Consider the following 14087-nt stretch of genomic DNA (forward strand, 5'->3'; position numbering starts at 1 on the left):
AAATTTAGCTTTAATCTTATTTCTTAATAATTCTCTTTACTAGCGTTCCTTCACTAGTAACTATTTTTAATAAATAAATACCATTAGTCATACTAGAAAAATCAATCTCTTTATTTTCGATTTCAATGTGCTTTATCATTTTTCCTAAAATATTGTATAATGTTACTTTCTCAAGCTTGATATTATTGGTGTTTATGTGTAATATCTTATTAACTGGATTTGGATATACATTTACTGAAACTTTTAACGGCTCTTCTTCTATACCTAATGTTGTAGTTGAAAATGTTTTCACAGATCCATAACTTGTGCCTTGAGTGTTAGTGGCATAAGCAACATAAGAGTATTGGGTGTTCGCTGCCAAGCTGGAAATAGTTTCATTAAAAACACCTGAACCTATACCATTATCATCAGTAATTACATTTGCACCTCCTATTTGTGGGCTTGCATTTTCTGAGGTAATCGCATATACGATGCCTCGTGCTGTAACCGACGATGACCCTTCTGCTGTTACCTCACCTCCCAAATCAACCGCATTTGATGTTATTGAATTTGCATCACTAGTAGTTACTGTAGCCTGAAAATCATCATTTAATACGGTTACTACTGCACCATTAGTGATATCTACTCCCAATGTTGTAGCTGCCAAGTTAGATTGTGAAACAGTAATGGTTTCATTGGTCTCCAATTTAGTGTCTCCTGTTGGTGTCACTGTAAAGGTCTGAGTTTCACTCGCATTTCCTGTAAAGGTTAAAGTCTGACTGGTTACCGCAGAATAATCACTATCTGCTGTGGTTGCAGTGCCATCTGCTGTACTTACGTCTACTGTAAACCCACCTTGCACAGCATTATCCAGTGTTGCAGTTACCGTAATGGCTCCATCATTTTCGTTGCCACTTACATTGGCTATGGTTACTGCGGCTGTATCGTCATTGTCTACCGTTACAGTAGCTCCATCGGCAATATTTACTGCCAATGTTGTTGATGCCAAGTTTGATTGCGAAACTGTGAGGGTTTCATTAGCTTCCAGTTTGGTATCCCCTGTAGGTGTCACAGTAAAGGTTTGGGTTTCACTGGCATTTCCTGTAAAGGTTAGGGTCTGACTGGTTACCGCAGAATAATCACTATCTGCTGTGGTTGCAGTGCCATCTGCTGTACTTACGTCTACTGTAAACCCACCTTGCACAGCATTATCCAGTGTTGCAGTTACTGTAATGGCTCCATCATTTTCGTTGCCACTTACATTGGCTATGGTTACTGCGGCTGCATCGTCATTGTCTACGGTTACAGTAGCTCCATCGGCAATATTTACTGCCAATGTTGTTGATGCCAAGTTTGATTGCGAAACTATGAGAGTTTCATTAGCTTCCAGTTTGGTATCCCCTGTGGGAGTCACAGTAAAGGTTTGGGTTTCACTCGCATTTCCTGTAAAGGTTAAAGTCTGACTGGTTACCGCAGAATAATCACTATCTGCTGTGGTCGCAGTGCCATCTGCTGTACTTACGTCTACTGTAAACCCACCTTGCACAGCATTATCCAGTGTTGCAGTTACCGTAATGGCTCCATCATTTTCGTTGCCACTTACATTGGCTATGGTTATTGCGGCTGCATCGTCATTCTCTACCGTTACAGTAGCTCCATCGGCAATATTTACTGCCAATGTTGTTGATGCCAAGTTTGATTGAGAAACTGTGAGATTTTCATTAGCTTCCAATTTAGTGTCCCCTGTAGGAGTCACAGTAAAGGTTTGGGTTTCACTCGCATTTCCTGTAAAAGTTAAAGTCTGACTGGTTACCGCAGAATAATCACTATCTGCTGTGGTCGCAGTGCCATCTGCTGTACTTACGTCTACTGTAAACCCACCTTGCACAGCATTATCCAGTGTTGCAGTTACCGTAATGGCTCCATCATTTTCGTTGCCACTTACATTGGCTATGGTTACTGCTGCTGTATCGTCATTGTCTACGGTTACAGTAGCTCCATCGGCAATATTTACTGCTAATGTTGTTGATGCCAAGTTTGATTGCGAAACTATGAGAGTTTCATTAGCTTCCAATTTAGTATCTCCTGTAGGCGTCACAGTAAAGGTCTGGTTTTCACTCGCATTTCCTGTAAAGGTTAGGGTCTGACTGGTTACCGCAGAATAATCACTATCTGCTGTGGTCGCAGTGCCATCTGCTGTACTTACGTCTACTGTAAACCCACCTTGCACAGCATTATCCAATGTTGCGGTTACCGTAATGGCTCCATCATTTTCGTTGCCACTTACATTGGCTATGGTTACTGCTGCTGTATCGTCATTGGTAATTGTTCCACTTCCTTGCGAATCAGTGATAACTGCATTTGAACCCGTGATATTTGATAAGTTTACAAGAATCGTTTCGTTAGCTTCCAACATCGCATCACCATTCACAGTAACATCAAATGTTTTTGAGGTTTGTCCCGAATTAAACGTGAGTGTCGTTGTGGCTATAGCTAAATAATCACTACCCGCTGTAGCTGTCCCATTTGCTGTGGCATAGTCTACGATTACTGTCCCTGCATTTGAAGGTGATAATGTTACGGTATAAGTAAGAACTGTTGTCCCAGCGTTCCCTTCTGTTACTGATGGGTCGTCGATAGTGATATTACTAGTGGCAGTGATATCGAAAGTGACCGAAGCTGTATTACTGTCGTCTGTTCCATCATTAGATACAAATTGTATGGTTCCAGCATTGGTGCCACTTAGACCTGGTGTGGGAGTAAAGGTGGCTGCATCTAATGCAGTGTTAATAGCCGACAGAGTACCTGAAGCCGTAAAACTAGAAGAACCGTTTCCACTACCTCCAAACGTAATTCCTGTTGTTCCAGTGGTTAACGTACCTCCTGTTATGGTAAACGTCACTGTTTGGTTGTCTCCATCTGAGTCTGTGATGTCTATGGAGTTGTCTAAAGCTATGTTGGTGTCATCTTCTGATACAGTGGGAGCTAAAGGGGCTGTAACTACTGGAGCTGCATTGGATGCTGTAATATCAATCTCGAATAACAAATCTAATGTTGAATAGGCATCACCCGCAAAATACATTTGCCCACCACTGTAACTTGGTGAATTTGATTGATCATAATGCACCTCAGCTGCCGAGAGATCAAATGTATACGTCTGTCCAGATGTTAGTAAAATACCCTCTCCAGAAAAATCAAATTCGGAATAGTCAGTGTATAATGCTGGCACTCCTCCCGTTGCTTGGGAAATGCTTTGGTTAGTTAAGAATCCTAAGTTGGAGCCTGCGAACCCATCTCCCTCATAAATGGTTACGGTAATACCTGAGACGTTGTTTGCTGCAACTATCCTGAGTGCATCCAGTGTTCCAGTACATGTAGCTTGAAAACTCTGGCTCCATCGCCCCGGTCCTCCTGCCTGAGGTAGTGATATATCTGTATTATCAGGAGTACATTGTGCATTGAGAAGTTGTGGAATAATAAAGGTTAAAAGAAATAAATTTAGAATGCATGTAATTTTTTTCATTGTATTTTGATTTGGTTAGTGTTGTTTTGTAGTATTAAGATTATAATACTTACAGAAAGCTAATATATCATAAATGCTTTAACATTTCACATTTTATCGTGTTTTTTTTACGTTTAGTCGATGTTTTTGATAAAAAAAGCCTTTCCAGACTGGAAAGGCTTTAGCAAATAATTTGGTTAGAATTATGGCTAGTTATAAATGGTTGGTTGGTTAATTTATAATGGTAAATTCACAGCGTCTGTTAATATCGTATTCTTTATCATCACAGATTCCTTCTTTAATACATTTATTAAGGGGTTGCATTTCTCCGTATCCAATACTTTTTAATCGGTTTCTATCGATGCCTTGGCTTACCAAATATTCTAAAGTAGCTGCTGCTCTGCTTTTAGATAAGTTTAGGTTGTATTGATCTGGTCCTCGCGCATCGGTATGTGCAGACACTTCAACTTCCATGCCAGTATACTTGTTTAGTAAATCTACAAGTACATTTAAAGTTATTGCGGCATCTTCACGAACTTCGGATTTATCGAAATCGAAATAGATTTTATCTAATTGAATTTGAACATCGCCTCTTTCGTTTTCCTTAACCGTTTCTTCTGCTTCTACATACGATTCTAGAGCTAAATAGATATTATGGCTAATTTTACCTTTACTATCTGTTGAGAATTCTACATCTTGTGGAATGTATGCTTTTCGCGTTCCACGAACTTTATATTTCTTATTGGGCTCTATCTTAAACAGGTAATCTGCTTTTTCTCCAACAATAGAGTCTTGAATTACTGTGCCTGTTTCATCAAATAATGTCACTAAAGCACCTGTTAATAATTCGTTACTATTCTTATCTTGTACAATACCTTCTACTAAATACTTGGTTAAAATATTTTCTTCTCTTACAAAGCCATACAGCCTATCATAGCCACTTTTGTTTGAAGACACGTATCCTTTATTGGTTTTTTCCCTAACTGTATATGAGAAATCATCTAAGTTACTATTTATGGAACCTCCTAAATTTACAGGTTGATCAAAATCACCATTTACGATGTTGCTTCTAAAGACATCTAAACCACCATATCCTAGATGACCATCTGATGAAAAGTATAACACGCCGAGGTCACTTAAATAAGGAAATTGTTCGCGATGTTTTGTATTTACTTTATCACCTAAATTTTCTGGGGTTCCATAAGTACCATCATCATTTATAACGACTTTAAAAATATCGAAACTACCAATGGTTCCTGGCATATCGCTGGCAAAATAAAGTGTTTTTCCATCTTTACTTAAAGCTGGATGTTCAGAACTGTATGTATCTGAATTGAATGGTAATCCTGTAACATTCGTCCAGTTACCATCTACCAACTCTGCTTTAAAAATTTTAATATGAGCTATGCGCTCTTCTCCTGTTTTAGTACGAGTTTTACTGGTTCTATTAAAGTACATGGTTTTACCATCTTTACTAAACGTAGCGTTACTTTCGTGAGAACCTGTATTTATTTCATTTGAAAAAGGCATCACATTTTCCAAGGTGCCACTATCTGTTATTGTAGCATTATATAAATCTAAATATGGTAAATTATTCCATGAGTACGATGGATTTTTAGTATTTCTTGAAGAAGTAAAGGCTACTTTATTATCGCCATAGAATGATAAGCCAAAATCACTACCTGATTTAGCACTCTCCATTTGTTTTAGTTTAAATGTATGAGGTGCTGTTTTCTCCAAACCATCTATAAAAGCAGGGGTGTTTATTGTTTTATTGAAATATCTACTTAAATGAAAATCGGCATCTTTATAATTTTTAACACCTTTTAAAGCTTGTGCGTATCTAAAATGTAATTCGATGTCTATAGAATCTCCGTAGGCTACAAATAACTCACGATACGTTTTTATGGCTTTTTGCAAATTAGCATTGTAATAATAACTATCTGCTAAATTTTGTAGTACTTCCTGACTGCGTTCTTTCTTTTCATAAATTTCGGCCGCTTCAACATAGGCTCTCATTTCGAAAAGCTTATTGGCTCTTTTTAAATTTCCTTTTTGCGCTAATGCTATCCCACTAACTAATAAAAGGCTCGTAAATATGTATATATGTTTTTTCATTTTATAGTCTTTATATGTTTAGAAGAATCTAGGTGAACGATCGTATCCTCCTTTAAGTCCGAATAAATCAATATCAAACAGAATAAATATTTCATGAGATCCTGAATTGAAATCCCCTAAGTTTGTGGTTGTAAAATCGTAAGCATATCCAATTTTTAATTCTGGTGAAACTCTAAAACTTACTAAGCCGCTTATAGCATCATCTAATCGGTACCCCAATCCTGCTTCAAACCTTTCATTAAATAACATGTTTGCCGTTATATCAAGTGCTAAAGGGGCGCCTCTAACCGATTTTGCCATAAAGGCGGGTTTGAATTTTAAATCTCTATTAATATCAAAAACATAACCTCCTGTTAAAAAATAATGAATGTCTTGAACACCTGTAGATTTTACACCGTTTTCTGTTTCTATATGTTTTGATGTTAACATATTTGGAGCAGATAAACCGATATAATAGTTATCTGTAAAGTAATATGCTCCAATACCTAAATTCGGGAATGTTTTGTTAACGTTTTCATTAAATGCCAAATCTGTTGATGTGTTACCCGATTGTAAATTGAACCCATCAAAATTAACATCAAATAATGTCACTCCTGCTTTAATACCAAGCGATAATTTTGCTTGAAACCCTACTCGTAATACATAGGCAAAATCTGCGTAAATATTATTTTCACTTACAATATCACCAATATTATCGTTTGTAAACGAAATCCCTATTTCAATTTTATCATTAATAGGTGTGTGAGCGAAAAAGGTTCCTGTATTTGGAGCGCCTTCAATGCCAACCCATTGTGTTCTATATAAGCCTCCTAAATTTAGAATAGCCTCTTGTGCTGTTGCATAAGCTGGATTAATAACACTCATATTATTCATATACTGTGTAAATTGAGGGTCTTGTTGTGCAAAACTTTGTAATGACAGGAAAGTCAAACTTAACAAAGCAGCTATTTTATAATATATATTTAAATGTTTCATTGTTTCTTAAATTTTGCTTTATATATAAATTACCTGCTTAAGTATAAGCGTCCTTGTTCTGGTTTATTTTCGCCATCATTGAAATTGAAAATGTAGAAATAGACACCTACTGGCAAATCGCCACTTCCAAGTGTTCTGGATTGATTGGATATCCCATCGAATCTTGGTGTATTAGCATTTCCTTTATAAACAATGTTTCCATGACGATTAAATATCTCTATTACAAAATCTGGATATAGAATATGTAAATTATCAAAATCATAGGTATCATTAGTACCGTCACCATTTGGTGAGAACCCATCTGGGAGTACTAATTTACCGCATGACGTTAAATCTGTTGTTAGCTCTAAACGAACACTACTTTCACAGCCAGTAATAGCATCTACTAAAACAGCATAATAAGTAGTATCATGATTTAAAATTGAACTACTAGAAATAGTGGCGCCATTTGTTTCTTCATCATACCAAATGATATTATCTGTTGATGCATTATATTCAGCAATATTTAATGTGAGGTCGTTAATTGTTGGTCCATCATTGATGCAATATTCTACACTTGGATTGAGTATTGTTGGTGTTGGTGTATCATTAACAATAACATCAACTTGTACGCTTATTGAAGATTCGCAACCAGAAGCATTTCTTTGGGTTGCATAATAATCTTCACCATCTACTAAGGTATCTGTAGTATTAAGTTGTGTTGTTAAAGTAGCATCTTCATACCAGGTAATGGCTCCTGTTACCGTTAAAGCCGCGTCTAAATCTGCTACTGTTGGATTATCAACTAAACAAAACGTCATGGTTGCATTATTTACAACTGGCGGTATAATATCACTAACTGTTACTGTTATATCTGCGGTCGCATTTGTTGCACAAGGTGAATTTGCTGTCACAGTATATGTATAAACACCATCGGTATCTGCTAAAGGATCAAAAACTCCTGTTCCACTGGTTAATGCTGGTGACCATGTGCCTCCTGTATCTGCACTTCCTAAAAAGGCAAATAAATCTGTTGGTCCATCAATCACACATATTAAAACTGGAGCACTAGTACCTGCATTTGGTGCTGGTGTGACAGATATATCAAAACTTGTACTTGAGTTACCACATGCATTAGAGGTTGTATATGTATATGTTCCTGATTGACCTATTGCTGGATCAAATTGATTAGTAATCACTGCTGAATTAAAGGTCCATTCTCCTCCAGGGCTTGCGCCTGTTAAATTAGAATCTAGATCGAAGATTCCATCTGTACTACAGAATGTAGGATCTCCATTGGAAGTTCCTGCACTTAAAGGCTCTTCTATAGTAACTGTTATTGTTGTACTGTCATCTACACATGGTGAAGAAGCTGTTACATAATATGTAAATTCATAACTATTAGCACTAAACCCTGTTACATCATAGGTCGTTGGAGTTACTACTACTGCTCCAGTATTATCAGGACCTTCATACCAGATACCTCCTCCATCTTGAGTACCATCTAATCCATCAAAAAGATCTATTGTTGTATCATTACATTCAAGAATTCCTGGGTTAACAGCAATTCCTGCATTTGGAGATTGATGTATTGTAACCGTTACTTCTGTTCTTGTTGAAGATTCACATCCTGTTACTGCATCCGTATCTGTTGCGAAATAGTTTTCTCCGTCTATTAAAGCTACAGTCCCAACTAAAGCAGTACCACCTGTTGCATCATCATACCATTGTATTGTAGTTCCTGTTGCGACTAAATCTCCAACTGTTGCTACATCACAAAATTCTTGAGTTGCATTTGTTGTTGGTACTGGTGTATCGTTTATAGTAATTGATACGGTTACATCTACATCGTCACAAGTTCCAATATTAGTGACATCATACGTAAAATTATAAGTTCCAGGTGCAAGACCATCAATAGTTACTGTATTTATAGATAATGCTCCTGAAGCATCGTCATCGCTCCATGTTCCTGTTGGGTCTTCATCTGTTAGTAAATCAAATAAATTTACCGTTTGAGCAGCAGTGATATCTACAACACAAAATTCTGAAAAAGGCATTACTGGTGTTCCTGATTCTGGAGCATCATTAATTGTTACTGTTACTATTGAACTATTTGTACATGTATTAACATCTGTAATAATATATGTAAAGTTATATGAACCTATCGCTAGAGCTGTTAAATCTAGATTGCTACCTGTTAATGCTCCTGTAGTATTATCATCGGTCCATACACCTCCTCCTGTTTCTCCTGTAAGTTGATCAAATAAATTTAAAGAAGTAGGTGTCGGTCCTAAATCATTTTCACAATATATCGCTGGTATTGGTGTACCTGTATTTGGTAATGGATTTATTATAATGGATACTGTCACATTGGTATCATCACAACCCCCTATAGCATCTACATCAAATGTAAAATCATAAGTTCCAAATACAAGACCTCCAATTGTAACCTCGTTTCCTGATAATGCACCAGAGGTATCATCATCATTCCATGTTCCTGTTGGGTCTTCTCCAGTCAATAAATCAAATAAATTAACTGTTTGTACTGTTCCTTCACAAAACTCTGGGAAAGTTGCTATTGGTGTTCCAGATTCTGGCGCAGGTAGAACTGTTAGTGTTATTGCTTCTGTATCAGAACAGGTTCCGTTATCAATTGTATAATTAAATGTATAAGGACTTCCTGCTAAAGTAAGTCCTGTAATATCTATTGGGTTTGTTATTATTGCATTTGTTGCATCTGTCCAAGTTCCTAAATTATTATCTTGAGATCCGTCTAAAGCATCAAATAAGCTATAAGGAGAATTTGTTGCCAAATCGTTTTCACAAAATGTGTCATTTATAGCTGTCCCAGCATTCGGGTCTGCCAATACTACAACTTGGACTGTTGTAGATTCTTCTGGACATGGTGTTAAAACATTCTGTGTATATGTGAAATTATAAGTTGCGGGTGTAAAAGTACCTGTGGTTAAATCTATTGGTGACGTCACTATAGGGTCGGTACTTAGGGTTCCTAATCTCCATTGACCATTAGGATCTTCGTCTCCATTTAATAAGGTTGTCAAATCAAATGCTGCTGGTAAACCTGCCTCACAAAATGTTGTAGGGTTTGTTATGGTCGATGGTGTACCCGAAGTAAGTGTTTCATAAATTATAATAGATACCGTTGAAATACCAGGAGGGCAAACGCCATTACTTGGAATCGTATAAGTAAACACATGAGTACCTGCAATCAATGTTGAGATATCTACGGTTCCTAAATGATCGTTAGTTATTGCTAAAGAAGTTGAACTTGTCCAATTACCTGTTGTCTGTGGAAAACCTCCCAATTCATCAAATAAATTGAAAGGTGCCGTAGTAGGAATGTCATCTTCACAATATGGCGGCATAATCGCTGAAGTACCTGCATCTACCTGAGCATCAATATTTACAATTACAGGTATTGGATTACTATCGCAGAATATATCATCTATTTGTACATAATATGTATTCCCATCTACTAATGGTGTAGATTGTGGTAATGATGGTAATATAGGGTTACCAAAACCATCAAGGTTTTGATACCAGTTAATATTAGTAGCTAAAGTACCTGTATCTAAATCTGCTATTGTAGGATTCGCACTTGCACAAAATTCTTGTGGACTTGTAGGTGTTGGGTCTTGCGGTGCACTAATCACAAATATTTGGCCATACTCAAATTGACTTTTACAACTTAAATTATCAACAAATGCTATAAGTACATTTGTTGCAAAAGGTGGTAATACATCTGTAGGATTTGCTAGAGTATGAGGATTTGGAGGAGCAGAAGGGTAATAAACTTCAACGCTACCACCTAATGGAATACTCGTAGTCAACACCTCGTCTATATAATCTTGTATAGTTGGGCTTACATTACTACAATAAATACGATCTAAAACGCGCCCAGTAGGATCCACTGTAAAATCTATAGTTATAGATTCTCTAGAACCACTGCAGGAACCAAAGATATCATCAACATAATAAGTCCTTTCTTGAACCAGTTCTGTTAAATTAAAAGAATTGCCCCCTGTTAAGGCATCATACCAAACAACACCGTCCCCCTCATCTGTCACAAAATTATATGGCGCGTTCATTAGATCGTTAAAAGTCAATCCAGACGCATCGCATATTGGTGACGGATTTGTAACTGGTATCGTGGGGCATTGCGCAGAAACTGAAAATGAAGCACAAAGTAACAGCAAAACATAGAATGTATTTTTTAATACATTTCTAAATAGTAATGTTGGTTTCATAATTGAGTAGTTAAAATCATATTAATAGCTTTAAATAAAATTGTGTTCGTTTTACTTTTAATTTTTAAGTAAAATTCTAAACATAAGTTTATTCGATGTGCAATTTAACGGATTTTATTGTACTTCATCGATTATTTTGTATTTTTTTTACATTTTATCGATTAAATCTGTATTTAAGCGAGGTTCAAAGCTTTTTAAGTGCTCTTTTTAAGGTTTAAATTTCGTTTTTACACCTTTTTTGTAGTAAAAAACTTACTTGAAAATGAGATAAAAAAGGATAAACTACTAAAAGACAAAGCCTTTCTAAATAAATTTAGAAAGGCTTTTTATATAATAAAGAATAATATTTACTAGTGCTGTAACTCTTCTTCCCCATCTTTAAGAGGAATGTTTTGAGGAACAAAATCGACATCATGTCCTGGTTTACTATAATCGTAAGCCCAACGATGAACATGTGGTATGTCACCTGGCCAGTTTCCATGCATATGTTCTACTGGAGCTGTCCATTCTAATGTTGTAGATTTCCATGGATTTTGAACTGCTTTCTTTCCAAAGAAAATACTACTAAAAAAGTTGTATAAATAAACGATTTGAACCACCCCACCTATTAAAGCAAATATGGTAATAATAACGTTTACGTTTGCTAAATCATCAAATAAAGGGAAGTTACTGTTTGTATAATAACGACGTGGTAATCCTGCCATACCTATAAAGTGCATCGGGAAGAATACACCGTAAGCACAAACGGCTGTTATCCAAAAATGGATATAACCTAAATTCTTATTAAGCATACGCCCAAACATTTTAGGATACCAATGATAGATCCCTGCAAACATACCATACAATGCAGAGATACCCATTACTAAGTGGAAGTGAGCCACTACAAAATAAGTATCATGTACATTAATATCTAAGGCACTATCTCCTAAAATAATTCCCGTTAAACCTCCTGTTATAAATGTTGATACAAAACCAATTGAGAATAACATGGCGGGATTCATCTGTAAATTACCTTTCCAGAGTGTGGTTATCCAGTTAAATGCTTTTACGGCTGATGGTATTGCAATTAATAAAGTTGTAAATGTAAATACAGACCCTAAAAATGGATTCATTCCTGAAATAAACATATGGTGCCCCCATACGATTGTTGATAAGAATGCAATTGCTAATATTGAGGCAATCATGGCTCGATAACCAAATATTGGTTTACGTGAGTTTGATGCCATAATTTCGGACACCAGACCCATTGCTGGTAATATTACTATATATACTTCTGGATGTCCTAAGAACCAAAATAAGTGTTCGAATAAAACTGGAGATCCTCCTTGATAATGTAATACTTCACCTTGAATAAATATATCAGATAAGAAGAATGATGTTCCAAAGCTTCTATCCATTATTAACAATAAGGCTGCCGATAATAGTACAGGGAATGATACGACACCTATAACAGCTGTAACAAAAAATGCCCAGATCGTTAATGGAAGTCTTGTCATAGACATACCTTTAGTACGTAAGTTAATTACAGTAACTATATAGTTAAGTGATCCTAATAATGAAGAGGCAATAAATATAGCCATAGACACTAACCATAAGGTCATCCCCATTCCAGAACCTCCTTGAGCCATTGGTAAAGCACTTAATGGTGGGTAGATTGTCCATCCTGCTGCGGCAGGCCCTGCTTCAACAAATAAAGATATGACCATGATTATACTTGATAGGAAGAATAACCAATATGATACCATATTTAAAAAGCCTGATGCCATATCGCGTGCACCAATTTGTAATGGAATTAATAAGTTACTAAACGTACCACTTAAGCCAGCTGTTAATACAAAAAATACCATAATGGTACCGTGTATAGTTACTAATGCTAAATAAATGTCTGCATCCATAACGCCATCTGGTGCCCATTTACCTAATAATGCTTCAAACAATACATTAGGTTCTTCTGGCCATGCGATTTGCATACGAAACATCATAGACATTAATACGCCAATAACGCCCATTATAGTACCTGTAATAAGGTACTGCTTAGCAATCATTTTATGGTCTTGACTAAATATATATTTAGTTACAAACGTTTCTTTATGATGATGTCCGTGGTCGTCGTCGTGGTCGTGAGTATCTGCGTGTGCTGACATAATCTTATATCGTTTTTATCTTTTAAATTAGTTAACTAGAGAGTTTTTGAATTCTTTTTGCTCTTTAATCCAAGCATCATATTCTTCTTGAGTTTCTACAACTATCTTCATTTGCATGTTATAGTGAGACTTTCCACAAATTTTATTACATAATAATAAATAATCAAATTCGTAACTTTCTAAAGGGTCTTCTCCTTTTGCTAATAGCGGTTTACTATTCTCAACTCTAATATTATTAATTCTTTTAATTTTTTCTTGCATTTGGGGTGTTTCTCGCATAGCAACCGTTGTAACTGTTGGCGTGAAACCAAATTGTGTAATCATTCCTGGTACACAGTTCATTTGGGCTCTAAAATGCGGCATATAAGCCGAGTGTAATACATCTTGTGAACGCATTTTAAATAATACAGGTTTACCTACTGGTAAATGTAACTCTGTAGTAATGACATCATCTTGCGCATTAGGGTCTGATTCATCTAAACCTAAGATATTTGCACGGTCTATATCAATTAAACGTACATTGGCTTTACCTAAAGTATTATCTGCACCACCATATCTGGCTTTCCAGTTAAACTGTTGTGCATATAATTCAACGACTAGAGGATCATCACTTTCATCTACACCCATAATGTTAATCCAAGTGTTTAATCCGTAAATAATTAAACCTGCTAAAACAATTACTGGAATGATAGTCCAAATGGCTTCTAGTTTGTTATTATCAGCAAAGAATAATGCTTTTTTTCCTTTTTCACCTTTATATTTATAGGCAAAATAGTGTAATAAGAATTGTGTTATGGTTTGCGTTATGAAGATAATTACCATAGAGATAATCATCAAATTATCAATAGTCGGTCCATGCTCTGAAGCAGAATTAGACATTAAAGGTAAATCTCCCCATTTTACAAAACATACAATAGTAATGATATAAATGAAAGCTAAAAAGCCCATCATTAAATATGCATTCATTGTGTTATCCTTATCTGTAGCAACTTGAGTGTTTTCGTTTTTAGCTTGAGCCAAATCGAAGATCTTCACCATTTGCCAGATTGCTACTAAAATAAATACTAAAACTATAATTGTTAATAAAGCAGTCATTGTTCTCGTTCGTCTTTATTTATATCT

Annotated in this window: 6 protein-coding genes; all 6 read right to left on the reverse strand. The window is 36.0% G+C overall.

Annotation, left to right across the window (positions count from 1 at the left end):
• Positions 1–16 precede the first annotated feature (16 nt).
• The 6 genes from Q4Q40_RS10705 to Q4Q40_RS10730 all read right to left on the reverse strand — a co-directional run bounded on the left by Q4Q40_RS10705 (position 17) and on the right by Q4Q40_RS10730 (position 14060).
• A complete protein-coding gene (locus Q4Q40_RS10705) occupies positions 17–3502 on the reverse strand; it encodes a T9SS type A sorting domain-containing protein (protein ID WP_303301787.1) in 3486 nt (1161 codons plus the stop codon).
• Positions 3503–3712: 210 nt separating this feature from the next.
• Complete coding sequence (locus Q4Q40_RS10710; RefSeq protein WP_303301788.1) at positions 3713–5599, reverse strand: OmpA family protein; 1887 nt, start codon at positions 5597–5599, stop codon at positions 3713–3715.
• Between the two features lie 18 nt (positions 5600–5617).
• Entirely contained in the window at positions 5618–6574 is a 957-nt protein-coding gene (locus Q4Q40_RS10715; RefSeq protein WP_303301789.1) for a PorP/SprF family type IX secretion system membrane protein, read from the reverse strand.
• 29 nt (positions 6575–6603) lie between these two features.
• On the reverse strand, positions 6604–10821 hold the full coding sequence (locus Q4Q40_RS10720) for an Ig-like domain-containing protein (protein WP_303301790.1): 4218 nt from the start codon (positions 10819–10821) through the stop codon (positions 6604–6606).
• A gap of 350 nt (positions 10822–11171) precedes the next feature.
• Complete coding sequence (locus Q4Q40_RS10725; protein WP_303301791.1) at positions 11172–12965, reverse strand: cytochrome c oxidase subunit I; 1794 nt, start codon at positions 12963–12965, stop codon at positions 11172–11174.
• Between the two features lie 27 nt (positions 12966–12992).
• A complete protein-coding gene (locus Q4Q40_RS10730) occupies positions 12993–14060 on the reverse strand; it encodes a cytochrome c oxidase subunit II (protein WP_303301792.1) in 1068 nt (355 codons plus the stop codon).
• Positions 14061–14087: the final 27 nt, after the last annotated feature.

Origin of the sequence: Flavivirga jejuensis (assembly GCF_030540765.1) — a bacterium.
Classification (GTDB): Bacteria; Bacteroidota; Bacteroidia; order Flavobacteriales; family Flavobacteriaceae; genus Flavivirga; species Flavivirga jejuensis.

Bases quoted from the DNA above. Each gene is read 5' to 3' on its own strand.
- Q4Q40_RS10730 (WP_303301792.1), bottom strand. From the start codon at position 14,060: ATGACTGCTTTATTAACAATTATAGTTTTAGTATTTATTTTAGTAGCA.
- Q4Q40_RS10705 (WP_303301787.1), bottom strand. From the start codon at position 3,502: ATGAAAAAAATTACATGCATTCTAAATTTATTTCTTTTAACCTTTATT.
- Q4Q40_RS10710 (WP_303301788.1), bottom strand. From the start codon at position 5,599: ATGAAAAAACATATATACATATTTACGAGCCTTTTATTAGTTAGTGGG.
- Q4Q40_RS10715 (WP_303301789.1), bottom strand. From the start codon at position 6,574: ATGAAACATTTAAATATATATTATAAAATAGCTGCTTTGTTAAGTTTG.
- Q4Q40_RS10720 (WP_303301790.1), bottom strand. From the start codon at position 10,821: ATGAAACCAACATTACTATTTAGAAATGTATTAAAAAATACATTCTAT.
- Q4Q40_RS10725 (WP_303301791.1), bottom strand. From the start codon at position 12,965: ATGTCAGCACACGCAGATACTCACGACCACGACGACGACCACGGACAT.